Genomic DNA, 26,775 nt, shown 5'->3' on the forward strand with positions numbered 1-26,775 from the left:
CGTTTATTCAATCACCAATACTGGTTCCAGTTCCAGCATATTCGCGAGTTGCATGTGCCGCTTCGCCACCGCATCGCCGTAAAGCGGTTTCAAATCAGCGGCCATGATAATCTCAAGCCTATTGTCAATCTTTCGCAATTGAGTCTGCTCCAAAGGATTGCGGGTGCCGCCGCTCAACCGCTGTCCCAGCCGCATGGCCAAACCCCAGCAAATTGCGCGCTGTGTTGCTTGTTCGCTGGCAAGCTTCCCACCACCAGGGAAAATATTATTGCCACCGCCAAAGCTGGTGAATAGCGCCTGCCCCAGTAATTCTCTTTCAGCGCCGGTGATGCCAACCCAATTGCCGTGCAACCCCATAACCAATCCACGTTCGGCGCGAAAATTGGGATTGGCGCGCCACGCTACATCGCCCAAATTACAGGCAGCCTGTCTTATCCGTTGCCATGCCGGCGGATCTTCAGCAAAAATCGGGCTAATCCACTTCCCCAGCAATTTACTATTTGCTGGAAAGCGGGCCTGCACCGCACCCGATTCTTCAGTTGCCAGCAACAGTGGATCCCGCTTGCTTTCGGGCTTACTAACATTCTGGAACAAAAGACCTTCGCGCGCGCCATATGCAGATACGATCATCGTGCTGCTACCAAGATAGCGGACAACAAAAGACAGCAGCCATGCCGCGTCATCCAAAGTCGGAATTCGCGATGTCGAAAGGCCGGGAACGGCTTTCAGTTTTGCCTTGTTCATGCGCGCCAGTTGGCTCACCAGCCGCCGCGCGCGCTGCGGCTGCATCTCGTAATGATGGATCACCGGCAGTGGATATCCGCTGTCAAACATATCAAGCCGCGCCAACGACCGCCAAGAACCGCCGACCAGATAGAAGGGCAAGTCTTGTGCGTTCTGATCCCAGCCCGTTTTCTTCAGCATCTTGCGGACTTGCCGTTTCAGCTTGTCTTTCCCCTTGGCCCGCAGGTCCGCGACGCGAAGGACGCCCAGCGGAAAGCTATACCGCTCAAGCACTTTCCCCTTGTCGATCATCGCCAGTTCCAGACTGCCGCCGCCCAGATCACCCACGATACCACGCGCTTGAGGGATGGCCGATAGAACGCCCAGCCCAGCCAGTTCTGCCTCTTCCTCACCAAGTAAGACCTGGGTTTCAAACCCTATTTTAGCGGCCGCTTTGATCAAATCTCCGCCATTGGTGGCGTCGCGCACCGCTGCGGTGGCGAAACTCTTGATCGAATCGACGTCCATTTGCGTGCAAAGCCGGTAGAAGCGCTCCAGCGCTTGTATGGCCAGCACCATTGAGTCTTCAGCAATTGCCCCGGTCGCGGCAAGCTCTTTGCCAAGACCTGCCATGACTTTTTCGTTGAACAAAATAGCCGGGACCCTTGCTGGTCCTTGATAAACAACCAAACGAATAGAGTTAGAGCCAATATCAACAATTGCCGTACGCCGGCTCGTGCGCGGCGTTTTCTTCTTCCTGGTTATTTGCAATCCCCCGACCTGCATCTGGCGATCGCAATCAGACTTTTTTCTTGCGGCGGCGCAAAGACAGTCGCGGAACGGCTGTACTTTTGGTCAAGGATTTACCACGCCCGGACAGCGACGGATTGGTCATGAAATAGCGGTGCAAGTTGAAAGGCTTATCGGACGGTTTAACCCGAGTATAGCTGCCATCCGGGTTAAGCTCCCAGCTCTGTTCATCATCGATCAGGTTAGCAACCATGACCTGATCCAATATCTGGTCGTGAACCGTCGCATTGGTGATCGGCATCATATATTCCACCCGCCTATCAAGGTTTCGTGGCATCCAATCCGCCGAGCTAATATAGAGCGCAGCCCCATCATTCGGCAAGTCACGGCCGTTACCGAAAGCCCATATCCGGCTATGTTCCAGAAAGCGGCCGACTACAGATTTGACCCGAATATGGTCCGACATCCCCGGCACACCGGGACGCAAGCAGCAGATACCACGAATAACGAGATCAATTTCAACCCCCGCATTGCTGGCTGCATAGAGTTTCTCAATCAGCGCAGGATCGACCAGAGAATTCATCTTCGCCCAGATCATCCCCGGTTTGCCCGCGCGTTCATTGGCTATTTCACGGTCTATCAAATCCATGAGATCGCTCCGCATATAACGCGGTGACATGGAGATCATTTCCAGTTTTTCTGGTTCAACATAGCCAGTGATGTAATTAAACAGCTGTGCAGCATCGCGCGCGGCCTTTGGATCGGCTGTAAAAAAGCTCAAGTCGGTATAGATTTTGGCTGTTACAGGATGATAGTTACCAGTACCAAAGTGACAATAGGTCCGATAGCCCTCCTGTTCTTTGCGCACGACCAGGGAAATCTTGGCATGGGTTTTCCACTCGATAAAGCCATAGACGACTTGTACGCCCGCCCGCTCAAGCGCACTCGCCCAAAGGAGATTTTGTTCTTCGTCAAACCGCGCTTTGAGTTCGACAACTGCGGTAACGGACTTGCCGGCTTCTGCGGCATCGATCAGTGCACGAATTACTGCTGATTGTTTGCCCGCACGGTAGAGTGTCTGCTTGATCGCAACGACATCAGGATCAGCGGCGGCTTGCCGCAGGAATTCGATTACAACCTCAAAGGATTCGTAGGGGTGGTGGACCAATATGTCCTTATCCCGAATGGCCGCGAAACAATCCCCGCCATGATCGCGTATCCGTTCCGGAAAACGCGGGCTATAAGGCGTGAATTTGATATCCGGACGATCTTCCTCAACCAGCAAATCAAGGTCACCAATACCGACCAAACCATCGATACGGCTTTCGGTGGCCCCATCTGTCAACAAATGTTCACGCAGCATGGCCACCACCGGCTCCGACAGGTCCGCGCTCATTTCGAGGCGAATAACGTCCCCGCGTCGCCGACGTTTGATGGCACTGCGAAAATAGCGGACAAGGTCCTCGGCTTCTTCCTCAACCTCGATGTCGCTATCGCGGATGATGCGGAAAAGGCCGCTGTTCGTCACGTCATAGCCCGGAAAAATCTGAGCCGAATAGCATTGGATGACGGACTCTACCGAAACATATGTGGCGGTCTTGCCCGGCATGCGAATGAAACGCGGCAGACCAGAAGGAATCATAACCAATTCACGGATTCGCTGGCTATCAGATTGGCGGACGAGGTCGAATACCAGACTCAAGCCCTTGTTAGGAATGAAGGGAAAAGGATGCGCTGGATCCAATGCTTGCGGCGTCAGGACCGGAAATATCTGATCCATAAAATGCTGCTTGAGCCAGGCATCATTTGCTTCATCCAATTCGGTGGCGGACAAAACATAAATGTCCTGCTCCGCAAGCGCGGTAGCAAGCTGATCCCATACTTTTTGCTGATTAGAGGTCAATATGTTGCTCTGAGTGGCGATGGCCTGCAACTGTTGGCTTGCGGTCAGGCCGTCAGCCGATCGTTCTTCAATATTCTGACGAAATTGCCCCACCAGCCCAGCAAAGCGAACCATGAAAAACTCATCAAGATTGTTGCCGGATATAGACAGGAAGCGAAGCCGTTCGAGCAAAGGGTGCGAGCTATTTTGCGCTTCTTCGATCACCCGCTCATTGAAACCAAGCCAGCTGATTTCCCGGTTAAAATAGCGCTCTAAACCGCCTTCCTCAATATATGCCAGGCTTTCATTTTCGTCATCGGGTTCTGAAGTCTGGGGGACGAGACTATCCATTCAATCTTCCTCAACATTCTGAGTTGCTTCTGGCTCCATGATTCGTTTTTCAATCATTGCCTGATGCTGCGATAACGCTTCGATTGCAATCGCGCGCGTAATCGGCTTCTTCCTCTCTATAGCAAGATTATCCATCAGTTGAGCCAAAAGCTGAACATTCCGATAACTGCGTTCCATTCTTTTGCCGAGATAGATTAAAGCATCTTCAGAGACAGAAAGGCCGCGCTGAGAGAAATATTTCTGGAGCAAGCCCTCTATCATAGCTTCATCTGGTGCGCCGATCTCGATTAGCAGAGAAGCCGCCAAGCGCGATTTGAGATCGGGAAGCTGGACGTTCCAATCCGACACGTCTCGTGAGGACATCAATAAGAGCGGTAGCTTGTCAGCTTGCGACTGATTCCAGAGATGGAAAAGGTCATCGTCAGCAACTTCATTTGCATTTGCAACAAATCGCCCTCCGCTTTGGCTGGCAAATTTCTCGGCCATTGCGAGCTTGCCTGAGCCATACGACCCGATCAATATCGCCGTTGAATTTGGCCAGCGAGCCCAATCCTCCAACTGCTCGTGCGCTTGCATGTTGCAGTCCGTTACGAGATAGCCTTCATCGTGCGATGTTGACCCAATATCCAGAGGAAGGGCTATCTGGGTCACTGTTCCGGCTCGTCACTCCCGGAATTCGCTCCTTGCGCAGCTGGCGTCCCACCGCCCCTGCTGATCCGCAGCGCACCCGATCCCTGTTGAACTTGCCAACCTCTGGAACGGAGCGCCGAAGCCAAATCTGACAAATTACCCGTGAAAGATACTCGCATTACCGAGACGCCGCCTAACGCAAGGCTGGATGTCGAGGCAGAGGAAACGCCAGGCACTGACCGAACGGATGATTCGCCGCGACTAACGGCACCTACATCCGGGGTATCGAACTGAATAGTAACCGTTGTCGCAGCACCGGCTGCAGCGGCCGTGTTGCCTTCGCCTTCAACGCTATTCGCATCACCGCCGCTAGACGACTCAATTGAGCTAATCCCTGTTTCAGAGGCCAATTCCGCCTCGATTTCTTGCTCAAGCGCCTCAAGATCAAAACCATCATCTTCGACAATCAGCGATTTGTCGGTCCGCAAAACGCCACGCGATAGAGCGCTGGTGTAGATTTTGTCCAAACGTTCAATCGCCTGATTCATCATTGATGGAATGCCATCGCTAGACTTTGTCTTCAACGTGAAGCTTTCGATATATTTGTTATCCGGCCCATAGCGCGCGCTAAATCGCGCTGTTACCGGACCGCCGGGATATTCATACTGCATCCGAACAATCGGAACGATTACATCGGCAGCTCCGAATTGATCCAATATCATCCGCCACCATCGCCGATCATGACGCTCTGCCTGCCCGGCTGTCAGCATCAACGATTCGGCGTCAGACCCATATGGTCGGACATAATCAATTGCGCTGTCGCCCGCGCGGAACCGTGCCCATGCTTTTTGCCATTCGGTTTTATTCTCAAACACCTGAGGAGATCCTTCGCTCCACATAATCGGCAGGACCAGCAAAGGTGGAGATCTCAGCCGTCTGCCGCCGACACCCAAAATCTGTCCAGCACGGGCGCGATCAAACATGACACCCAACCGCGCAATATAGCGCGTTGGCCCGATCTGCTCCTCTTCCACGATGATTGCCGAGACGATATTGTTCAATGCGCTGTCAGAAAGTCCAGCGGTTTTGCCGCCTTGCGTGCGCGCATAGAGCTTGATCCATGCCTTCCGCTGCGCCTCTTCCCAGCCTTTTTGACGCGCCTCAAACGCATTTTTCCCGCGCGTATCCACTTCAACCCCGAAAACCTCGAAGTCACCGCTACTGGCAAGCGGCGCGACACCGCGTTCGGTGCCTTCGAGTTGTGCGTAGACAAGTCCGGCAGTCGCCAGTCCAATCAATGCAAACAAGGCCCCAAATCGGTATTTAAAACTAGTCAAAAATCTCATTTCCGCTCTTTTGACGATTATGACGTGGAAATCCACCCACGACTTGTCTAATCGCCTATTTTATGAGTGACAAACGAAATGAACCGGAATCTTACACATATGCGAAAGCCGGTGTATCGATTGAGGCAGGAAACGCGCTAGTAAAGGCAATAGCTCCGCTTGCCAAAGCAACCGCACGGGCTGGGGCCAACGCGGAACTGGGCGGTTTTGGTGGTTTCTTTGACCTGAAAGCGGCTGGTTATGATGATCCGCTGCTGGTGGCTGCCAATGACGGTGTGGGCACCAAGTTGAAATTAGCGATTGACCATGACCGCCATGACACGGTCGGTATTGATCTGGTTGCCATGTGCGTGAATGACCTGATCGTACAAGGCGCAGAACCGCTATTTTTCCTGGATTATTTTGCGACGGGGAAACTGGAAAACGGAGTTGCGGAACGGGTTGTTGCTGGCATTGCCGAGGGCTGCAAAATGTCCGGCTGTGCTTTAATCGGTGGCGAGACGGCGGAAATGCCGGGCATGTATGCGGAAGGCGACTATGATCTGGCAGGCTTTTGTGTCGGCGCCGTCGAACGCGAGAAGGCCTTAACCGGTGCCCAATTGGCCGATGGCGATCTATTACTGGGCCTTGCCTCCTCTGGCATACATTCCAATGGCTATTCCTTAGTGCGCCGACTGGCCGAGGACAAAGGCTGGAAATTGGACCGCCCCGCCCTGTTCGATCCCGACATATTATTGATCGAAGCGTTGATTGCGCCGACCCGAATTTATGTGAAATCCTTGCTACCGCTTATGCAATCAGGTCGAATCAAGGCGCTGGCCCATATTACCGGCGGCGGATTGCTGGAAAATATTCCGCGCGTATTGCCGGATGACATGCATGCCTATGTCGATGCCGACAGCTGGGATCAGCCGCGTTTAATGGCTTTTCTACAAGCCCAGGGCAATATCGAACCGGAAGAAATGGCACGAACCTTCAATTGCGGGATCGGTATGATATTGGCCGTATCTCCCGATGATGTAGCCTCGGTGGTTGCTGATCTGCAAGCTGCGGGAGAGACTGTGCATCAGGTCGGCGTTGTCAAATCCGGCAGTAAAGGCTGCACGGTGACAGGCGCGGCAGGAACTTGGTCGGCCTTAAGCGATTGGACCACGACCCATAATGGCTGATGCCAGATGAAAGAACGGGCTAAGGTCGCCGTCCTCATATCAGGTCGTGGGTCCAACATGGCCGCTTTGGTTTATGCCGCAAAGGCAGACGATTGTTCTTATGAGATCGTGCTGGTAGCTTCCAACGACCCTGCCGCGCCTGGCTTGAAGCTCGCCCAGGCAGAGGGCATCGACACGTTCGCTCACCCCCACAAAGGCCTGAAACGGCTGGAACATGATCAGATCATCCATGAGGCCGTCACGAGCGCAGGTGCCGAATATATTGCGCTGGCAGGATATATGCGAATCCTGAGCGATGATTTTGTGAGCAGATGGAACGATCACATGCTCAATATCCATCCGAGCCTTTTGCCGAAATATAAGGGCTTGGACACCTACCAACGCGCGTTGGACGCTGGCGACACGCATGCGGGGTGCAGCGTACATCTTGTAACGCCTGAATTGGACGACGGCCCGGTATTGGCGCAAACTGCTGTCGCAATATTGCCCAACGATACCGCCAGTATTTTGGCCGACCGGGTCTTAATTGCTGAACATCAACTCTATCCGGCGACGCTTGCTAAATATGTCAGCCGCCAAGAGGATCCCGATTGGATATTGGATCAAGTTCGTACGCGCGCACTCGCCCTTGAAGAAACCCATGAACGTCCCAGTTTCGGTACGCCTGGATGGCGCGTTGGTAGTGAAAAAACCGGGAAATATTTTGCTTATTTTTCCCGCCGTCATTTCGGCGAAACGGGAACATCTATCTTTGTGAAGACGAGCGGACTGGACGAGCAAGGGGCGTTGCTTGATGCGGATCCAGATCTCTATTTTTCTCCTAAATTCTATGGAAAATCAGGCTGGATTGCGATCCGACTAGACACGGGCCGAACGGACTGGGAGCATGTTACTGATTCGCTAAGGAAGAGCTGGCGAATGGTGGCGCCGAAGCGATTAACCCGCTTCATGGATATTGCTGACGATTTCTAGAAAATTCGCATCGCGGTGTGAAACGAAAATTTTTAGCGACAAGGAGGAGGGAGGATATGTCGCTTACAATTTTAGATCTGGGATGACTGTCTCAACCGCGATGCTTAACTATTAAATAGCCAGCGTCTTCTTAAATAACGATACGGTATTAGGACCGTAGTCGTTTTACTTACATTCCCGCCTCAACGGCCAGCCGTACCATATCAGCTGCGCTCGGTGCATCCAGTCGCTTCATAAGGATTGCACGATGCATCTTTATCGTACGCTCACTCAAATTCAACTCGTGTGCAATTTGTTTATTTAACAGACCTTTAGCTATGAAGTTTAAGACTTCTCTTTGTCTGTTTGACAGATCTTTGACTATCTCTGTAGCCCGCATTCGTCGCGCTTTGGCAAGGCTTGGTTTATCACCATCTATCTCGACCTGAGATCCTAAAAAATACTCAAGCTCCCCATTTTCATCAAATAAGGGTGCAACCAAAACGGCGTTTTGAAATGGCGTGCCGTCTTTTTTATAGTTCAGAATCTCGACCAGAACAGCTTTCCGTTCCCGCACTCCGCGCCGGATTTCTTCTGTAAGCCATGGTTCCGTGGCAGCCCCGGCGAGAAATCTACAATTTCTTCCGATGATAAAGTCAGGCTGATATCCGGTCAGATCAGAAAATGCTTTGTTAGACGCTACAATCGGATTGTCCGGCAATCTCGGGTTGCTGATGACCGATGCAATAGGGCTGTTGTCAATCAGTGCTCTCACAGTGGTTTTGGGCAAATCAACCTTGGGCACTGACTGCTGATCTACTTTGTTATCGCCGTCCTTTGAATTCATAAATCAAACTTAGTCCATCCCAGTCCGCTATGGCAAGCGGAATGCCCCAATATTTAACGCCCTCTTTATCCACCTTTACAGCGTTTCGAGCAATATTTCACGTCTTCCCACGTATCTTTCCATTTTTTACGCCAAGTAAATGGTCGATCGCACGTTGCGCAGATTTTCTGCGGCAGATGCTGTTTTTTAATTTGTTTCTTCGCTGGCATAGCTGCGTGTTACTATGGAACGACACCCTCCACCACAGATTTTGCGTTGTCGACTCTGATCGCCGCGCCATTGATAAATTTTGACTCATCAGAAGCCAGAAATAATACCGTGTTAGCAATATCATCGGGTTCCCCCAGAGCGCTGGCAGCCGGCCCTTCACTGGCGGGACGCAAATCCTGCCTATCCATCATCTTAGGTCCAATTTCTTCAACCATCGGCGTCAATATTCCGGCGGGATGGACGCTGTTACAGCGGATATTATATCCATTATTGGCGCAATGCACGGCTATGCTGCGGGTCAGACTTTCGACCGCCCCTTTTGCTGCTGCATAGGCGGCGACAACTGGCTCTCCTTGAACCGAAGCGATAGATGCCATGTTAATTATCGAACCGCCGCCGGACGCTTTCATCGCTGGCACCGCATATTTACATCCAAAAAAGGTCCCGTCAGCACTGACTGCCATGACGAAGCGCCATTCTTCAGCTGTTTGGGTTTCAATAGTCCCGGGCTCAACTACACCAGCATTATTAACGAGAATATCCAGTTTTCCGTGCCGTGATACGACATCAGCTATAATATCTTCCCATACAGCTTCGTCACGAACGTCTTGCATATGAAATTCCGCCGAACCGCCAATTTCGGAAGCGACTCGCGCTCCGTTATCCTGATCCATGTCAGTAAGGATAACGGTCGCCCCTTCCCGCGCGAACATGCGCGCATCAGCCTCACCGAGCCCTTTTGCCGCGCCGGTAATAATGGCTATCTTTCCATCGAGTCTGCCCATCCTTGTCCCTCTCTTTTTTGCCAACTATCCATAGATTAGCAGCACATGCTACGCACTGGCCCTAACAATATGAGGGAGAGCAGGATGGATAAAGTCGAACAGCTATTGGCGCGTGAGGATATTCGCGATTTGCTGCACTCCTACTGCAAGGGAATTGACCGCAAAGACTGGACGCTGGTTCGCTCCTGTTTCGCAGATGATCATGTGCACAATCACGGCGATTATTCGGGACCACCGGATGAATTTATCGGCTTTGCCAGTGCAATATTAGAAAAGGTGCCCGCCACCCACCATTCCATTTCCAATGTGCATTTTACTTTCAGTGACGACGGAAAAAACGCCTCTACCGAAGCGAATTTCGTTGCGTATCACTATATTCAAGAAGGCACGCCTGAATTCGACCCTGTTCCTACAAACGGCAAAGCAACCGATTGGATTGTTGCCGGTCGCTATTGTGATAAATTTGAAAAACGGGACGGCAAATGGATCATCGTCCGGCGTGAAGCGTTCCATGACTGGGAACGCTATGAAGAAGCCACTCCTAAAGCTTAGTCCAAACGCGCTTCAAAACTGATCGTGAAACTGGGATTGTCGGAACCATTGGAGGCAGCCAATATACCAGATGGGTTTACAATCACACCCGTAACATTGGGATCGAAACCGGCTGTGTTGGGCGCGTAACCGTAGGGTGCAGCGCCAGAGGGTTGGTCAGAAAAACTGGCCATTGTTACAGGATCAAACGGATCCAGGCCGCTAGATGTCGAACCGTCGGTAAACACAATCGGTGACGCTGCATTATAACTAATATTAGCCGGAAGAACGTCGGCAATCTGGATACTGCTGGTATCTACTGGCGCATCGCCTTGATTGGTCACTTCAATTGTATAGCGTATCACAGCACCGGGAATCGCTTTGGGATTCGCGGAACCATTGACCGGGTCGGATAGCACGGTTGATTGCTTGCTGATCTCAAGCACCGCATTGGCCGGGTCGCGCGTGTTGGTGATGATGCAGGTGATTACGTCGCCAATGGCCGGGGTGAAATCGCTGCTCAATGTGCTGGGTAATACCGTCGAGGAACCCGTGTTAGCGTTGGTACAGGCCAGACCGGCGGTATAGCGGCCAAGATCGGTCGTCCCGCGCGCCAGCTCGTCAACATTATAACTGTTGCCGCTAACCAATTGCGTCATTGCGATCGGGGCGTTGCTAATAATTGCTCCGGTACCAGCAGTTGTCCGGGCCGCAACCGTGCTGCTCCCCTCTCTTATGCGAATACGAAACTCGTCACTGTCAAATATCCGCCCCGCTGCACTTAGCCGCTTTTCGAGTGAGAGATGGGGATAGGGTGTATTGTTAAATACACATTCGACCGCGTCGCCAAAAGCCAGAGACCCAAAGCTATAATTTGTTGTTTCCAAATTGGTCGGCATGACCGTCGGCGAGCCAGCGCTATTGTTAATGCAGGTCAGCTGGGGGCGATATTGGCTCAATGTGCTGGCACTGCCGCTGGCCACGACTTCGCCCAAACTGATGGGAATTCCGGATGCTGTTGATATGACTGCGGCTGGAAATGGCCCGTTGCCTGATCCGGTCGTCGTGCCGGATGCCAGCAGGTCGCCAGATGATGTCGATGTAATCTGGAACGTAAACTGGTCAGCCGGGTCAACGCGCGCACCGGTGATGGTTTTGTTCAACGTGATCGATGCAAAGCGTACGGCGAACATCATGCCCTGCAACCCCTGTCCCCGCATGGAAGCCGTCACGTTGGTCGGCGAATCTGTCCCGGCAATATAACCGCCAACCCGTCCCGTCTGCCCGCCCCCAGACATGCGCAATATATTAGTCCCTGCGCCAGTCAAAACCGGAAACTGGTTGCCGCTAATTGGAGGTACCGCGTCCAGTATTTGCCAGTTAGACCCATTAGTCCCGAATTCCAGAAATTCGCTATTGTCTGTGGATTCCGCGTCGGCAGCGACGAAAGCATAGCTGGTTACTGATGCAACACCGGGAGGCGGAACGATTGCGATGTTGGAGAAGGTAAAATCGACCAGCGCACCGCTGTTGACCATGTAAAGTATCGGTCGCCCCGGAATGTTGAGGAAAGACGAATTACCCACCGCCGCCCCAGACCAGCTAGGTGCCGCCCGATCATCCGCCGCTGATGCTGTCGTGCTTGTTGCGTTGAGCGTGAAGGTTAGCTGCGATCCGTCATCCAGATCAAAAGAGAAGTCTTGACCGGATACCGAACGCACAGCCGCGTCATTATAAGATGAGAAATCGAGCCAACAATAGGTTTGCCAAGCTGCCGGAGCCGCGCCTTGTGAGCCTGCGGGAGCGCAAGTGGCGGCCATGGCGGTACCTCCGCCAAAACTCACGGCAGCCACGGCATAGATCATGATCAGCATGAAATGCTTGATGATGTGTTGCACTGGTCCTGGTCCCACAATAGCGACCGCATCACACTGGATTTCCCACTCCAGCGTTTACGATCAGATTGCGGGTTAGCAGAACAGGCTTAAAATTCGGTGAAAGCCCCGTAAAATGGTGACTTAATCGATAATTTTATTATCCGACGATTTCATCTTCATTGAAGAAATAGGCGATTTCAATCGCTGCATTTTCATCGCTATCAGAACCATGAACTGTATTGGCTTCGATGCTTTCAGCCAATTCTTTCCGGATAGTGCCAGGCGCTGCGTCTGCAGGGTTAGTTGCACCCATAATATCACGGTTACGCTGCATAGCGTTTTCGCCTTCGAGAACCTGAACGACGACCGGGCCACTGATCATGAAATCAACCAGTTCGCCAAAGAACGGCCGCTCTTTATGGACGGCATAAAAACCTTCTGCCTGATCGCGGGTCATATGGATGCGTTTGGAAGCAATAACGCGTAGGCCAGCTTCCTCAAGCATTTTGGTGACTGCACCGGTCAAGTTACGCTTGGTTGCGTCTGGTTTAATGATCGAAAAGGTCCGTGTACCGGCCATGATAATGCTCCGTAAATAAGATAAAACTGGGGTTCGTTATAAAGTTGCGCCGCCCTTAGCTGCTGCATTGCAACATGGCAAGTATTGAGACGCAGCTACGGCCCTTCGACCCATCTGCCGCCATCTTGTTTCCAATAGCGCGGCGTCACATCGTCTTTGGAAGATAAAGCACGCCAAACTGTTCTTGCACTATCGATCTGGTCAGCTGTAAAAAGATAAAAGGCCCGATCGAAACCCAGGGCTTCGTCACGCCATTCGCCATCGGTTAGCGCGACAAATCGCGCTCCATTGGTGGCTTCGCATTTTCCGGAAATTAACACAGGCTGTGCTTCATCATGTCCGTTTCCCGCCAAACCGTGGGCCAAAAAGCTAGTCGGTCCAGCCTGCCACAAAGCATGACTGAGTTTTTCCAGCTGCCCGACAAAGTTGGACACCAGCAACATTCTTTGCCCGCCATCTAACGTTTTTTGGGCCAAGACCGGCACCAGTTTTTCCGCCGGATCCCGGGTCAAATGATAAAAGTCGACCTGCACCGGTTAAATTGCCCCTTGGCTTGGCCTATTGCTCAAAATTATCGGCAACATATTGATCCAGCAAGCGCACGCCAAAGCCCGTGGCCCCCTTGTCCCAAACCGGACCAGGCTTGTCTGCCCAAACCATGCCGGCAATATCGAGATGCGCCCATTTGACACCGTCTTTGATGAATCTTTTCAGGAATTGTCCTGCGGTAATTGATCCTGCGCCCTTGCCACCAACATTTTTCATGTCCGCAATTGGCGAGTTAATCTGCTTATCATAGGCAGCGGTCAGCGGGAACCGCCACAGCGGATCGCCAGCGGTGCTACCGGCGGCCAACAGATTGTCGGACAAGCCATCATCATTGCTGAAACAACCGGCATGTTCATTGCCCAGTGATACGATAATCGCTCCGGTTAGCGTTGCCAGATTGACGACAACTTCCGGTTCAAAAGTCTCCTGAGTCCAATGTAACGCATCACATAGCACCAGCCGCCCTTCGGCGTCGGTATTGATCACCTCGATGGTCTGACCGCTCATGCTGGTCACGACATCGCCAGGACGCTGAGCTTTACCATCCGGCATATTCTCAACCAACCCACAGACACCAACGACATGCGCCTTGGCCTTTCGACCAGCAAGCGCCTTCATCGTGCCGGCAACCGCTCCAGCGCCGCCCATATCCCATTTCATATCTTCCATACCACCCGGCGGTTTCAGCGAGATACCGCCAGTGTCAAAGGTCACACCCTTACCGACCAGCGCGAGCGGCTTTTTCTGGGCACCGTTGGTGCCGTCCCAGCGCATAGCGAGCATACGTGGCGGACGAACCGAGCCTTGTGATACGCCCAAAAGCGCACCCATGCCCAGCTTCTCCATTTCCTCCTGCCCAAGCACTGTGAATTCTACGCCCATATCCTGAAGCTCTTCACAGCGCGCTACGAAGCTTTCCGGATATATTACATTCGCAGGTTCGGATACCAGCTCGCGGGTCAGCGCCACACCGTCGGCCACCGCCGAAAGATCCAGCCAAGCCTGCGCCGATTCCATATCGGTATCGAGCACTGTGATGGCCTCTAGCGTCTGTTTGGTGTTTTCCGGCATGGTGGTGCGATATTTATCGATTCTCCAGCTGCGCAGTTTTGCACCAAACAACAGACGCGCCAATTGATCCTGCTCTAATCCGGCTCCGTTTATGGCGAGATGTTTCACGCCTGATGCAATCAGTTTGGCAACAACTGCTCCACCAGCGGCTTCACAGTCTTTACGCTCACCCTTACCAATACCGGTCAAAATGATCTGAATAACTGCATCACCCTCGGTCACAAATGTCTGGAACGTCTGTCCAGTCTTGCCCTCAAATCGCCCTGCTTTTGCGGCAGCACGCACCATATCTGCCTGTTCGACCGATATTTCCGCATTATCCAGCGCATCTTTGCCAACGGCATAAGCAATCGCATCTGGCGTGGAAGACGGGTTAGCAGCAAATGTGAATTTCATGGGTAAAGCGTCCTTATCAATGGGTCAGCCGCGTTTATATCGCAGACATCTGATCATCCGTTCAGCCCTGATCAATGAAAGATTGGCTCTGTCTTTGCAATCATCATTTCACTCCAGTTAACGATCAAATCAGATGACATTAAAAATCTGCGATAGAAAATTTGCAGCAGAAGCAATCTGATGCAATAGGGCGATGGTTGGATTGGTGGTAAATATAAATGCCAATATCTTATGGGATCAAAGGTAGGTTAATCTCGTCGATGAAATCTTCAATCGCATTGATTACTTTGGCTATTCCCTTGGCTTATCCTCAGGTTGCTATCGCCCAGACAGGAGAAAGCGAGCCTAAACCGGTTGCGGAAACACCTTCGCAAAAATCGGATGAAATCGAATTTAGCGCGGATTCGGTCGATTATGACTTTGAGAATGATATTGTCACCGCCACAGGCGACGTCATACTGGATCGCGAAGGTTATAAGCTCCGTTCAGATGAAGTCATATGGAACCGAAAAACCGGTATTGTGGAGGCAAGGGGAAATATCCGGTCCACCAGCCCCGACGGCGATACGGCTTATGGCGACAGCATTGTCCTGACCGACACTCTACGCGACGGCATTGTCGATAATTTACTTTTGGTATTGGAAGACGGTAGCCGCCTGGCTGCGCGCAAAGGGGAACGGTTTTCTGATGGATCGCTTGCGCTCGACAATGCAGCATATACCGCCTGCGCAGTTACAACAGAAGATGGATGTCCGAAAAATCCAAGCTGGGAGATCAAAGCGGTCAAGGTCCGCTATGATCCGATCAAGAAGCGCGTCAGCTATGATGGCGCGCGAATTGAAATCTTTGGACTGCCGGTCATTCCTTTGCCCGGGCTTTCTCATCCGGTCAGCGATGAGAATCGTAGCGGGATTTTGGTTCCAAATCTCAGGTTTGATTCCACAAATGGGGTTGCCGTATCCGTACCCTATTATTTCAATCTAGCACCCAATCAAGATGCTACGGTAACAACACAGGTTTTCACCGAAGTAGCCCCATTAATAAGCGGAACATTCCGAAACCTTGATGACAAGGGCGCATTTCAGATGACTGGCTATGCGACCTATAGCTCGCGTATCCCAACTGGCGCTGGCGGTCCGTTACCGGATTCAGAAAAGGGTTTTCGAGGATATTTTGAGACAAGTGGCCGCTTCATACTTGATGAAAACTGGACAATATCGCAATCGGCCCGGATTGCTTCTGACCGGACGTTCTTGCGCCGATATGATATCAGCGATGATGATAGCTTGCGCTCAACAATCAATGTCGAACGGATCGATGATAGTAGTTATTTTTCTTTAGCAGGCTGGGCCTTTCAAACATTGCGCGCCGGTGACCCCCAAAACCGGGTACCCATCGCGCTGCCAGTGATAGATTATCGAAAGCGTTTTGGAGAAACACTATTGGGCGGCCAGACCCAGATCCAGCTAAACAGCCTCGCGATTGGGCGAACGGAAGGTCAGGACACACAACGTGCCTTTGCTTCCGCACGCTGGGATTTACGTAAACTGACGACCATGGGCCAGGAAATTACATTAACCGGCTTCGCCCGCGGCGACGTTTACAACAGCGAAGACAACGCGCTCAACGAAACCGCCATTTATCGCGGCGAATCCGGTTGGCAAACTCGTGGTATCGTAACCGCTGCTGTTGACGTGAAATGGCCTTTCGTGGGCCAAGTATTTGGCGGCACCCAAACCCTGACGCCACGTTTTCAGGTTGTGGCAACGCCGGCGATATCAAATCTCGACTTACCGAATGAAGACTCTCGCTCGGTTGATCTGGAGGACACCAATCTTTTCGCGCTGAACCGCTTCCCTGGATATGATCGCTATGAAGACAATGTTCGCGCCACATACGGGCTAGAATGGAGCCTCAGTCGGCCCAATTTGAGCATAAATGCGGTTGTCGGGCAAAGCTATCGACTGGCTAATAATAGCAATATTGTGCCTGAAGGGACCGGATTATCCGAGCGATTTTCCGATATCGTTGGCCGAACAGAAGTCCGGTTTAAAGACATTGTGAAATTCACCCACAGATACCGGCTTGATAAAGACAGCGCTGCTATCAGACGCAATGAAATTGATGCGACGGTCGGATCAAAAAATACCTATGCGCAAATCGGTTATTTGCGGCTAAACCGCAATATCGGGGCGGGTGTTGAAGATCTAAGCGATCGTGAAGAGGTGCGCATCGGCGGGCGCTATCAGATTGACAACTATTGGTCGGTTTTTGGGTCCGCGATTATTGACCTTACCGATGCGCGCGAGGATCCTACCTCTTCCGCAGATGGATTTGAGCCTGTCCGGCATCGTATCGGCGTTGCATATGATGATGGCTGTCTATCTCTTGGTGTGACATGGCGCTATGATTACGACGATACCGGCGATGACCAGCGCGGCAGTACTTTTCTGTTCCGACTGGCCTTACGCAATTTGGGTGTGTAAGACGTCCAATAATTATAACTAACCGCTCATATTATGTTCAGCCGAATTTTGATATTTGCTGTGTTCACAATGTTCTTAGAGTTTGAAAAGAAACGAAAAATGAATTTTATGCGTACCAAATTTTCAGGTAATAGCGCGAAGTTAGCGATTGTTACCTCCGCGATTTTATTGGCAGCAACGCCTTCGTCTAGCCAGACAGTTTCCGATGCTAGTGTCCCACAGACAGGATTGGATATTCCTGAGGAGTTGACCATTTTTGGTCAGAATGATCCCAATGTCCGCCGGGCAACGGCTCTTGTTAATGGCGATATTATTACCGGCACGGATGTTGACCATCGGCTCGCCCTGATTGTCGCCGCAAATGGCGGTCAGGTCTCGAAAGAAGAACGAGAGCGCCTTCGGACTCAGGTTTTGAGCAATTTGATCGATGAAACTCTGCAGATTCAGGAAGCAGAAGCGAATGAAATCGTGATTTCTAATGGAGAAATCGAGCAAACTTTCAATCAAGTCGCCCAACAGAATTTCAAACAAGATGTCAGTGCATTCGATGCATTTTTGCGCACGAAGGGATCTTCGACAGATACGCTTAAACGTCAGATTAAGGGAGAACTTGCTTGGAGTCGCTTGCTTCGTCGTAATATTCAGCCTTTCATCAATGTCGGTGATGAAGAAGTGAATGCCATTATCGAACGCCTTAATGCATCAAAAGGTACGACGGAATATCGCATTGGTGAAATTTATATGTCTGCAGCTCCAGAAGCAGCAGAGCAGGTTGCCGTGAATATGCGCAAGATATTGGACCAAATCCGTCAGGGTGGTTCATTTGTCGCCTATGCACGCCAGTTTTCGGAAGCATCAACAGCCGCAACCGGCGGTGATCTTGGTTGGGTGCGCCCCGCCCAATTGCCACAATCGCTGGCTGACGCGGCCATACAAATGCAAGTTGGTCAGGTCGTCGGGCCGATTGAGGTTCCAGGTGGATTTTCGATCCTATATCTGATTGATCAACGTCAGATCTTGACCGCCGATCCGCGCAATGCTGTTTTGAGCCTGAAACAATTGTCCATCAGTTTCTCGCCAGGAACAACCGAGGCACAAGCAACGACAAAGGCGGCGCAATTTGCGACGGCAACACAAAACATCAAAGGATGTGGTGCAGCCAATGAAGTTGCCGCATCAATCGGCGCACAGATCGTTGATAATGATCAGGTTCGGTTAAGAGATCTTCCCGGACCGCTTCAGAATACAGTTGCCCAACTCCCCATCGGACAGGCAAGCCAACCTTTCGGTTCAGTTACCGATGGCGTACGCGTGTTGATCCTTTGTGGCCGAGACAATCCACAATCCGCGGCAGCGCCTTCATTCGATCAGATCATGTCGCAACTGGAAAATGAACGGGTAAATAAACGCGCTCAAATCTATCTGCGCGATCTTCGTCGTGATGCTATAATTGATTATAACTGATAGATGTCGGGGGTAGAGAAACCCTTTGTTATTTCTTGCGGTGATCCTGCCGGAGTGGGACCCGAAATTATCTGCAAAACCTGGCTTGAACGGAAAAACTTCAATTCGAGGCCATTTTTCGTGGCAGGTAATTTTGCCGACTTTGATGACGTTTACAATATACCTGTGGTCAAAATTTCAGAGCCTGCGGAAGCCACTTTTGCCTTTGATAAGGCCCTTCCCGTTTTGCATATTTACGATGGTGACATAACCCGTCTCGGCGAGCCGACGTTAGATGGCGCGCAATGTGCTTTGCATGCTTTGGAAATTGCTTCTGGTTTAGCCCGCTCCGGAGATACCGGGGCCGTGATCACCGCACCTGTTTCCAAATCGCAACTCTACAGGGTCGGCTTCCGTTATCCGGGACAAACTGAATTTGTTTCTGAAAGATGTGGAATAGCGCGCGAAAATGCAGTCATGATGCTGGGTGGGCCATCGCTCCGCGTCATTCCAATGACAACACATATTCCATTGAAAGACGTTCCCAGCCAGCTGACTCATGATCTGATAGTAGCCCGTACAAAGTCGGCTGCCAAGGCGATGACACGCAATTTCGGAATAGAAAATCCCCGTATTGCTATTGCAGGCCTCAATCCACACGCCGGCGAAAATGGCAATCTGGGTGATGAAGAAAAACTGGTAATGCAGCCGGCAATTGACGCGCTGCTTGCGCTAGGATTGAATATAAGGGGTCCGCTCCCAGCCGACACCATGTTTCATGAAGAGGCAAGATCGCAATATGATATTGCCCTCTGCCCTTATCATGACCAAGCCTTGATACCTTTGAAGACACTGCATTTTTTTGACGGCGTCAATATGACACTGGGACTGCCTATCGTTCGCACATCGCCCGATCACGGTACCGCGTTTGATATTGCCGGCAAGAATATTGCTGACCCCAGATCGATGATTGCTGCGATTGAGATGGCGGCAACCGCTGTATCCAATCGCGAAAAATACGACAATTGAGGGAGCAATCTCCCCTACCCCCCTTGCGAGAGGTGATCAAAAAATACGGATTGACCGCTAACAAGGCGCTTGGTCAGAATTTTCTGCTCGACACTCAGTTGCTGTCCCGTATTGCTGCCGTTCCAGGGGATTTGACCAACAGTTCGGTTTTTGAGGTAGGTCCCGGTCCTGGCGGACTGACGCAAGCTTTGCTGCAAGCCGGTGCAAGTGTCACAGCAGTGGAGCGGGATGAGCGATGCCTGCCTGCGCTGGCTGATCTGGAGGACTATTTTCCTGGGCAGCTCAAAATTATCAATGACGACGCCTTGAAAATCGACCTTTCACAACAGTTCAAGATGCCTTTTCACATCGTCTCCAATCTCCCGTATAATATTGGGTCTGCGCTGTTGATCAAATGGCTCTCCAACTCCAAATGGCCGCCAGCTTGGCAATCGCTGACCCTCATGTTTCAGCGCGAAGTCGCGGACCGGATCGTCGCCAAAGAAGGCTCCAGTGCTTACGGGCGACTATCGATATTGGCGCAATGGCGCTGTGATGCGAAGCTTGCCATGTCGGTCCACCGCTCCGCCTTTACACCGCCTCCAAAGGTGATGTCTGCGATTGTGCATTTGACGCCCAAGACTCAGCCGGAGGGTGTTGATCCCGAGATACTGGCAAAACTAACCCAGACCACGTTCAGCCAGCGCCGCAAAATGTTGCGGCAGAGTCTGAAAGGCCTGCCCGGCGGATTAGAGGCTTTGGCCAATGCCGGGATTGATGGCGCCCGCCGCCCAGAAACCGTGAGTGTCGAAGAGTTTGTAGCGCTGGCGCGCTTTCTGTCTGACTAGCCTGCGGCCTTCAGTTTCAATCGATAAGCATGCAATAGCGGCTCGGTATAGCCACTTGGCTGCTCGACGCCTTTGAACACCAGATCGCGCGCGGCCTGAAACGCCAGACTGGCCTTCGGATCATCAGCCATCGGGCGATATAAAGGATCACCGGCATTCTGCCCATCGACCTTCGCCGCCATGCGCAGCAAGGCCGCATCGACCTGCTCCGCCGAACACACACCATGCAGCATCCAGTTGGCCATATGCTGCGAAGAAATCCGTAAGGTCGCCCGGTCCTCCATCAAGCCGACATCGTGGATATCAGGCACTTTGGAACAGCCTATACCCTGATCGACCCAACGCACCACATAGCCCAATATACCCTGCGCATTGTTATCGAGCTCGCGCTCAATTTCGTCGGCTGACCAGTTATGGCCTTCCGCTAAGGGAATGGTCAGCAATTTATCGAGCGCCGGAATGCCCTCACCAGCGACCTCTTTCTGGCGCGCGAACACATCCAGCCGGTGATAGTGGATCGCATGCAGCGTCGCCGCTGTCGGGCTTGGCACCCATGCGGTATTGGCGCCCGTCATCGGATGGCCGATTTTCTGCTCCATCATATCCGCCATCATATCTGGCGCTGCCCACATGCCCTTACCGATTTGTGCCTTGCCAGACATACCGCAAGCCAAACCGATCGCGACATTGCGCGCCTCATAGGATTGAATCCAGTCGCTGGATTTCATATCGGCTTTCGCAACCATCGCTCCGCCTTGCATACTGGTATGAATTTCGTCGCCCGTACGGTCGAGGAAGCCGGTGTTGATAAACACAATCCGGTCTTTCACGGCGTGGATACAGGCCGCCAGGTTGGCAGATGTCCGGCGCTCTTCGTCCATGACGCCGACTTTGATCGTATTACGCGCCAGACCCAGAAGATCTTCGACCGCATCGAACAGGTCATTGGTCAGGGTGCATTCTTCCGGCCCGTGCATTTTTGGTTTCACGATGTAGATGGACCCAGTCTTGCTGTTCCGTAGATCGCCCAGACCTTGAAGGTCATGCATCGCAATCAGGCTGGTAAATACGCCGTCGAGCAGGCCTTCGGGCGCTTCGGACCCGTCGCTTAGCAACACTGCTGGATTAGTCATCAAATGGCCAACATTGCGGACGAACATCAGGCTTCGGCCCGGCAATGTGAAACTATTACCGTCCTGATCCACATAATTGCGATCCGGGTTTGCGCGGCGTTCGGCTTCCTTGCCGCCTTTCATAAATTTGGCCGCGAGATCACCGCGCATAAGACCTAGCCAGTTGGTGTAGGCCAGCACCTTATCTTCGGCATCGACCGCAGCAACCGAGTCTTCCATGTCTATAACCGTGGTCAGCGCCGCTTCCATCAACACATCAGCAATATGGGCAGGATCATCCTTACCGATGGGATGATTGGCGTTGATCACCACTTCAACATGCAGGCCATTATGCTTGAGCAGCAGAGAATCACCGTTGCGGCCAGCAAATTGCGCGGGAGCGGCCAAAGCGGGCACACCGCCGCGATAATCGTTCCAAGATCCTGACGTTAAGGGGAAAGTCTCATCCAGAAACGCCTTGGCCGCTTTGATTACCGCAGCACCGCGCACCGGATCATAGCCTCCGGGCTGAGCCGACGCCGCGTCCAGAGCATCTGTACCGTAAAACGCATCATAAAGGCTGCCCCAGCGCGCATTGGCAGCGTTCAGAACGAAACGATCATTGAGTGATGGTACCACCAGTTGCGGTCCCGCCATGGTCGCGATTTCTGGATCGACATTTTCGGTAGTGATGGCAAAGGGCGCTGGCTCATCGACCAGATAGCCAATTTCTTTCAGGAACGCTTGATAGGCCGCCTGATCAATAGGCTTGCCGTTATTAGCCTGATGCCAGTCATCAATTTGCGATTGCAGCTTCTCCCGCTTGGCGAGCAGTTCAGCATTACGCGGCGCAAACTGACCCAAAAGGTCCGCAAAGCCTGACCAGAATTGATCTTGATCTACACCGGTTCCCGGCAAAACGCGGTCGTTGATAAAATCAAATAACAACGGAGCAATCTGGATACCGTTTTGACTGACATATTCGGACATGGGTAGTTCCTCTTGTTCACAAAAAAACACATCACGCCCCGGCATCATTTGCGTGAGCGTAAGAGCAGATAATCCGGGGAGGAATCGGTCGCACCCTATGGCTGGTGACGCGGATTTTGTAAATGCTCCAAATCAAATCCTTGCTGATCACATCAGGATGGTTCAAAAATCTTCTGCAATGGACCTGAATGACAAAATGGCACTGCTGGAAACCAGTCTCGAACGCGCCGCGGACGCGCTGGGAGATATCACGGATCCAGTGATGGAACGCTATTACTCGGTACATCCAAGCGCGCAGGCTTCTTTCCGTGAGCATGGCCTAGGGAATACGGTAAAGCTGGAAGCCGAAATGGTTGAAAGCGTCGTTTACTGCCTGATGAACTGGCTCGAAAGCCCGCAGGAAATCGGTATCATATTTGGCAGCACCGTTCCGCATCATGAGCAAACCCTCCATGTCCAAAGCAATTGGTTCAGCGGGCTAGTCGACGCAGCAGTATATGTCATCGTCGCAACCATTCCCGAAGCGCAACAAGAAGAGCATGCGCTCTGGGCGGAAATTCATCAGGGTGTCGATGCCATGATCGCAGACGCCCGATATTGAATTTTTTGATATGTCTCCGCATTGCTGGAAACAGGTGACAGCGATTGATTACAAATGCTATCAGTTTCAAATGAAAGCAAATCCTCTCCCCGAAAGCGCAATATTGGAAACAGCCGAAGACCTGCCGTTGTTGGAAAGCACGGAAACATGGTCCAAGGTCAATAGCGGAACGACCAATCTGGATGGTCTGAAAACAGTAGCCGGGCAATTGGCCGATGCGTTTTCTGTTTTGCCAGGCGATATAAAACTAGTTGATCCCGATCCAGTCGAGGCCGTACGACCCGATGGCTCTGTCGATCAGGTCCAACGCGGTCAGCATCTTCACGGGTCCGTTCGGCCCGACGCTCCGGTACGGATATTGCTGACCGGCCATATGGATACAGTATTCCCAGCCGATCATCATTTCCAGAATCTCGAATGGCTGGAAGAAGGCGTCCTAAATGGCCCCGGCGTGGCCGATATGAAGGGCGGGCTGTCCGTGATGCTAGGCGCATTGCAATTGCTGGAGCAAAGCGAACAGGCCAGCCGCATCGGCTATGACGTCATGATCAATAGTGATGAAGAAGTCGGTTCTGCATCGTCAGCAGCGCTGATCGAACGTTGTGCCAAGGACAAGGTTGCCGCCCTTACCTACGAACCCGCCCTGCCCGACGGAACTTTGGCCGGCGAACGCGGCGGCAGCGGTAATTTCTCGATCATTTTCACGGGCAAAAGCGCCCATGCCGGCCGCAATCCTGATGAAGGCCGCAATGCGCTCGTCGCTGCAGCCGATATGGCTTTGCAACTCAAGGCGCTGCACCGGGAAGGGCTCAGCGTTAATCCCGCCAAGATTGAAGGCGGCGGCCCGAATAATGCGGTACCAGATCATGCAATATTGCGGGTGAATTTCCGACCGAAATCGCTGGCGGATCAGAAAGAGGCCCAGAACACACTTGATAATCTGGTCGGTATCATCGCCCGCGGCCATGATCTTAATGTGCACTGTCATGGCGGCTTTGGCCGTCCGCCTAAGCCAATTGACCCGCAAGCCAAAAAGCTGTTCCATCTTGTCAAAAGCTGCGGTGCGGATCTAGGGCTGGACATAAACTGGCGGGGAACTGGCGGGGTCTGTGATGGCAATAACATCGCGGCTTGCGGCGTCCCGGTTGTTGACACAATGGGAGTGCGCGGCGGGGCCATCCACAGCGCTGATGAATTTCTGATCAGCGACAGTCTGGTCGAACGCACACAATTGTCCGCGCTCACAATCATGCGGATTGCCGAAAAGGGGGGGCTATGAGTTTCAAAATACGCGCGGCACGGATGGAAGACCTTCAGCATCTTTATGAGATGGCGAAACTTACCGGCGGCGGATTCACAAACCTGCCTGCCGACAAGGACAGTTTGACGGCCAAGCTGGACCGCTCGGTAAAGGCCTACGACCGGAATACGGATGAGCATGGCAATGACCTGTTCGTCATGGTGCTCGAAAATGTGGAAACCGGAGCGGTGCGCGGAACATCGCAATTATTCACGATGGTCGGACAAAGCTGGCCCTTTTATTCCTATCGCCTCAGTACTCTTTCCCAGACCAGCAAGGAACTGAACCGGACGTTTAGTGCCCAAATGCTGACCCTTGTCACCGACTTGGAGGGCGCCAGTGAAGTGGGCGGCCTTTTTCTTCATCCCGGTGAACGTGCTGGCGGTCTGGGCATGCTCTTGGCGCGCAGCCGCTATCTGTTCATCAAGGAACATCGTTCACGGTTTGGGAATCGTCTGTTCGCAGAATTACGCGGGGTGATCGACGAAGCCGGTGGTTCGCCATTCTGGGACGGTCTGGCTGGCCGCTTTTTCGGCATGGGCTTTCAGGAAGCGGACTATTTCAACGCCATTCACGGCAATCAGTTTATCGCCGACCTGATGCCCAAACATCCCATTTATACGGCGATGCTCAGCGAAACCGCGCGCGCCGCTATCGGCATCCCCCACCCCAATGGCCGGGCAGCGATGCGGATGCTGGAAAATGAGAATTTTTCCTATGACGGCTATGTCGATATTTTTGACGGCGGTCCGACAATGATCGCCAAGACCGATGATGTCACTAGCGTGAAAAATGCCAAGTCGGACGAAATTGTTGGGATCACCGCTTCCGGCGCAGGTCTCAAATCGATTATATCCTGCGGCAAGCTCCATGATTTCCAAGCCACTTATGCCTTTATCGGTGAAGCCGATGGCGGCGTAACCATCGATGAAGATGCGGCCGCTAATCTTGGCCTTTCGGTCGGTGACATGATTGGGCATATTCCAAGGTAACGAGAATGACAAAGCTTCAGGAAATCAACTTCGATGGGATTATCGGTCCCAGCCACAATTACGCAGGGCTTAGCCTTGGCAATATCGCGTCCTCGACCAATGCAGGCGAGGCATCTTACCCGCGCGAGGCCGCGCTGCAAGGCATTGCGAAGATGCGGCATAATATCGATTTAGGACTGGCGCAGGGTTTTTTCATGCCACTCGACCGGCCAAATATGGCGTGGATCGGTTCGTTGGGAGTGACGCTAACCGACGCAGAACCGCATATTCGCGCTGCAGCCTATTCGGCCTCTTCAATGTGGGCGGCCAATGCGGCGACCATATCTCCGGCTCCCGATGGTGGTGATGGCAGATGTCATATGACGGTCGCGAATCTTCAGACTATGCCCCATCGCAGCCACGAATGGCCGGGCACATTGATGCAGCTGCACACCGCTTTTGCCAATCGCGACCATTTTGTGGTTCATACACCCGTTCCATCTCCTTTTGGTGATGAAGGCGCTGCCAATCATATGCGGCTATGCACATCTCATGAAGAGGCGGGTATCGAGATATTTGTCTATGGCAAGAGTGGCGGCCCATTCCCCGCCCGCCAGCATGTCGAGGCCAGTAAAGCAGTAGCGCGCAAGCATGGTCTAAAAGACGATCACATTATTTTTACACAACAATCGGACAAGGCTATCGCCGCCGGAGCATTTCACAATGATGTCGTGGCTGTTGCCAATGAACAAGTGCTGTTTGCCCACGAAGAGGCGTTTGAAAATCGCGACGGATTTTATGCAGAAGTGCTGCGCAAATGCCCACAAGCAGAGATTATCACCGTACCAGCCGACAAAGTAAGTCTGGCCGACGCGATTACATCCTATCTGTTTAACGCGCAGCTGGTCACGCTGCCGGATGATGGTAGCATGGCGCTTATTCTGCCGACCGAAGCGAAGGAGAATAAAGCGGTTTGGTCCTATTTACAGGAACTGGTGATCGGTAATGGTCCAATCCGCAAACTTTGCCCGGTAGATGTCCGGCAATCCATGGCCAATGGCGGCGGCCCGGCCTGTTTACGGTTGCGGGTTGTCGCTGATCCAAAACTGGTGGATCAACGCTTCATGGCGACGGCGGAAAAACTTGATGCCATTGCCGGGGTGGTCGAACAATATTGGCCGGAAACCATCATGCCCGATCAGTTAACCGATGCTGATCTGCTCGCGAACATCCAGAAAGCACGCAAAGCGCTTTTGCAGACATGTGCCTTGACGGAGCTTGAGACCTAGAACCCAGGCCCAACTGTCGAGTTAACTTACAGTTAACTATGTTGCGATGCACGAAACCCCCACTTTTCTGGGCTTGGCA

General features: G+C 52.4%; 23 protein-coding genes. 11 read left to right on the forward strand and 12 right to left on the reverse strand.

Annotation, left to right across the window (positions count from 1 at the left end; genetic code table 11):
• Nucleotides 1–3: 3 nt before the first annotated feature.
• The 4 genes from J4G78_RS04375 to J4G78_RS04390 are packed head-to-tail and all read right to left on the reverse strand — an operon-like array spanning nt 4 to nt 5,682.
• Complete coding sequence (locus tag J4G78_RS04375; protein WP_207988815.1) at nt 4–1,509, reverse strand: Ppx/GppA family phosphatase; 1,506 nt, start codon at nt 1,507–1,509, stop codon at nt 4–6.
• A 13-nt stretch (nt 1,510–1,522) separates the two neighbouring features.
• A complete protein-coding gene (locus J4G78_RS04380; RefSeq protein WP_207988817.1) occupies nt 1,523–3,706 on the reverse strand; it encodes an RNA degradosome polyphosphate kinase in 2,184 nt (727 codons plus the stop codon).
• Nucleotides 3,707–4,357, reverse strand: a complete 651-nt coding sequence (locus J4G78_RS04385; RefSeq protein ID WP_207988819.1) for a P-loop NTPase family protein — start codon at nt 4,355–4,357, stop codon at nt 3,707–3,709. It abuts the gene before it with no gap.
• Nucleotides 4,354–5,682, reverse strand: coding sequence for a heavy-metal-associated domain-containing protein (locus J4G78_RS04390; RefSeq protein WP_207988821.1), 1,329 nt, complete (start codon nt 5,680–5,682; stop codon nt 4,354–4,356). Before J4G78_RS04390 ends, J4G78_RS04385 begins: the two co-directional genes overlap by 4 nt.
• 62 nt (nt 5,683–5,744) lie before the next feature.
• On the opposite strand from J4G78_RS04390, the gene purM reads away from it, so the two are divergent.
• Nucleotides 5,745–6,851 carry a phosphoribosylformylglycinamidine cyclo-ligase gene (gene purM, locus J4G78_RS04395; protein ID WP_207988823.1) on the forward strand — a complete coding sequence of 369 codons (1,107 nt, stop codon included), beginning with the start codon at nt 5,745–5,747 and terminating at the stop codon, nt 6,849–6,851.
• Nucleotides 6,852–6,857: 6 nt separating this feature from the next.
• Nucleotides 6,858–7,823, forward strand: coding sequence for a phosphoribosylglycinamide formyltransferase (gene purN, locus J4G78_RS04400; protein ID WP_207988825.1), 966 nt, complete (start codon nt 6,858–6,860; stop codon nt 7,821–7,823).
• A gap of 169 nt (nt 7,824–7,992) precedes the next feature.
• Here purN and J4G78_RS04405 read toward each other — a convergent pair whose 3' ends face one another.
• From J4G78_RS04405 to J4G78_RS04415, 3 genes are all read right to left on the reverse strand, one after another.
• Nucleotides 7,993–8,649 (reverse strand): LuxR C-terminal-related transcriptional regulator, encoded by a 657-nt coding sequence (locus tag J4G78_RS04405; RefSeq protein ID WP_207988826.1) that lies wholly within the window; start codon nt 8,647–8,649, stop codon nt 7,993–7,995.
• Between the two features lie 65 nt (nt 8,650–8,714).
• A complete protein-coding gene (locus J4G78_RS04410) occupies nt 8,715–8,858 on the reverse strand; it encodes a DUF2256 domain-containing protein (protein ID WP_207988828.1) in 144 nt (47 codons plus the stop codon).
• A 12-nt stretch (nt 8,859–8,870) separates the two neighbouring features.
• Nucleotides 8,871–9,644: an SDR family oxidoreductase gene (locus J4G78_RS04415; protein WP_207988830.1), complete on the reverse strand. Its 774-nt coding sequence runs from the start codon at nt 9,642–9,644 to the stop codon at nt 8,871–8,873.
• Between the two features lie 84 nt (nt 9,645–9,728).
• Between J4G78_RS04415 and J4G78_RS04420 the strand changes: the two genes are divergently transcribed.
• Complete coding sequence (locus J4G78_RS04420) at nt 9,729–10,196, forward strand: nuclear transport factor 2 family protein (protein ID WP_207988832.1); 468 nt, start codon at nt 9,729–9,731, stop codon at nt 10,194–10,196.
• Here the strand turns inward: J4G78_RS04420 and J4G78_RS04425 are convergent.
• From J4G78_RS04425 to J4G78_RS04440, 4 genes are all read right to left on the reverse strand, one after another.
• Nucleotides 10,193–12,073: a CshA/CshB family fibrillar adhesin-related protein gene (locus J4G78_RS04425; protein ID WP_207988834.1), complete on the reverse strand. Its 1,881-nt coding sequence runs from the start codon at nt 12,071–12,073 to the stop codon at nt 10,193–10,195. The two genes, J4G78_RS04420 and J4G78_RS04425, sit on opposite strands and share 4 nt — an antisense overlap.
• A gap of 136 nt (nt 12,074–12,209) precedes the next feature.
• Entirely contained in the window at nt 12,210–12,632 is a 423-nt protein-coding gene (gene ndk / locus J4G78_RS04430; RefSeq protein ID WP_207988836.1) for a nucleoside-diphosphate kinase, read from the reverse strand.
• 95 nt (nt 12,633–12,727) lie between these two features.
• Nucleotides 12,728–13,165 carry a DNA polymerase III subunit chi gene (locus J4G78_RS04435; protein ID WP_207988838.1) on the reverse strand — a complete coding sequence of 146 codons (438 nt, stop codon included), beginning with the start codon at nt 13,163–13,165 and terminating at the stop codon, nt 12,728–12,730.
• A 25-nt stretch (nt 13,166–13,190) separates the two neighbouring features.
• Nucleotides 13,191–14,648, reverse strand: coding sequence for a leucyl aminopeptidase (locus tag J4G78_RS04440; protein WP_207988840.1), 1,458 nt, complete (start codon nt 14,646–14,648; stop codon nt 13,191–13,193).
• Between the two features lie 260 nt (nt 14,649–14,908).
• Here J4G78_RS04440 and J4G78_RS04445 point away from each other — a divergent pair, with 260 nt between their 5' ends.
• From J4G78_RS04445 to rsmA, 4 genes are all read left to right on the forward strand, one after another.
• Nucleotides 14,909–17,134, forward strand: coding sequence for an LPS-assembly protein LptD (locus tag J4G78_RS04445; protein ID WP_207988841.1), 2,226 nt, complete (start codon nt 14,909–14,911; stop codon nt 17,132–17,134).
• A 108-nt stretch (nt 17,135–17,242) separates the two neighbouring features.
• Nucleotides 17,243–18,598 (forward strand): peptidylprolyl isomerase, encoded by a 1,356-nt coding sequence (locus J4G78_RS04450; RefSeq protein ID WP_207988843.1) that lies wholly within the window; start codon nt 17,243–17,245, stop codon nt 18,596–18,598.
• A gap of 3 nt (nt 18,599–18,601) precedes the next feature.
• Nucleotides 18,602–19,606, forward strand: a complete 1,005-nt coding sequence (pdxA, locus tag J4G78_RS04455; RefSeq protein WP_207988845.1) for a 4-hydroxythreonine-4-phosphate dehydrogenase PdxA — start codon at nt 18,602–18,604, stop codon at nt 19,604–19,606.
• Between the two features lie 32 nt (nt 19,607–19,638).
• The gene (gene rsmA / locus J4G78_RS04460; RefSeq protein WP_243457223.1) at nt 19,639–20,433 is read left to right on the forward strand and encodes a 16S rRNA (adenine(1518)-N(6)/adenine(1519)-N(6))-dimethyltransferase RsmA; all 795 of its coding nucleotides are present in this window, start codon (nt 19,639–19,641) and stop codon (nt 20,431–20,433) included.
• On the opposite strand, the gene J4G78_RS04465 is transcribed toward rsmA, so the two are convergent.
• Nucleotides 20,430–22,535 (reverse strand): malate synthase G, encoded by a 2,106-nt coding sequence (locus J4G78_RS04465; RefSeq protein WP_207988849.1) that lies wholly within the window; start codon nt 22,533–22,535, stop codon nt 20,430–20,432. The two genes, rsmA and J4G78_RS04465, sit on opposite strands and share 4 nt — an antisense overlap.
• Nucleotides 22,536–22,692: 157 nt before the next feature.
• Between J4G78_RS04465 and J4G78_RS04470 the strand changes: the two genes are divergently transcribed.
• The 4 genes from J4G78_RS04470 to J4G78_RS04485 all read left to right on the forward strand — a co-directional run bounded on the left by J4G78_RS04470 (nt 22,693) and on the right by J4G78_RS04485 (nt 26,696).
• A complete protein-coding gene (locus tag J4G78_RS04470) occupies nt 22,693–23,136 on the forward strand; it encodes a hypothetical protein (protein ID WP_207988851.1) in 444 nt (147 codons plus the stop codon).
• Nucleotides 23,137–23,206: 70 nt separating this feature from the next.
• Entirely contained in the window at nt 23,207–24,415 is a 1,209-nt protein-coding gene (locus tag J4G78_RS04475) for a hydrolase (protein WP_207988853.1), read from the forward strand.
• On the forward strand, nt 24,412–25,428 hold the full coding sequence (astA, locus tag J4G78_RS04480; RefSeq protein ID WP_207988855.1) for an arginine N-succinyltransferase: 1,017 nt from the start codon (nt 24,412–24,414) through the stop codon (nt 25,426–25,428). Before J4G78_RS04475 ends, astA begins: the two co-directional genes overlap by 4 nt.
• Nucleotides 25,429–25,433: 5 nt before the next feature.
• Nucleotides 25,434–26,696 (forward strand): N-succinylarginine dihydrolase, encoded by a 1,263-nt coding sequence (locus J4G78_RS04485; protein WP_207988857.1) that lies wholly within the window; start codon nt 25,434–25,436, stop codon nt 26,694–26,696.
• The last annotated feature ends 79 nt before the right edge of the window (nt 26,697–26,775 follow it).

Origin of the sequence: Parasphingorhabdus cellanae, assembly GCF_017498565.1 — a bacterium.
GTDB lineage: Bacteria > Pseudomonadota > Alphaproteobacteria > Sphingomonadales > Sphingomonadaceae > Parasphingorhabdus > Parasphingorhabdus cellanae.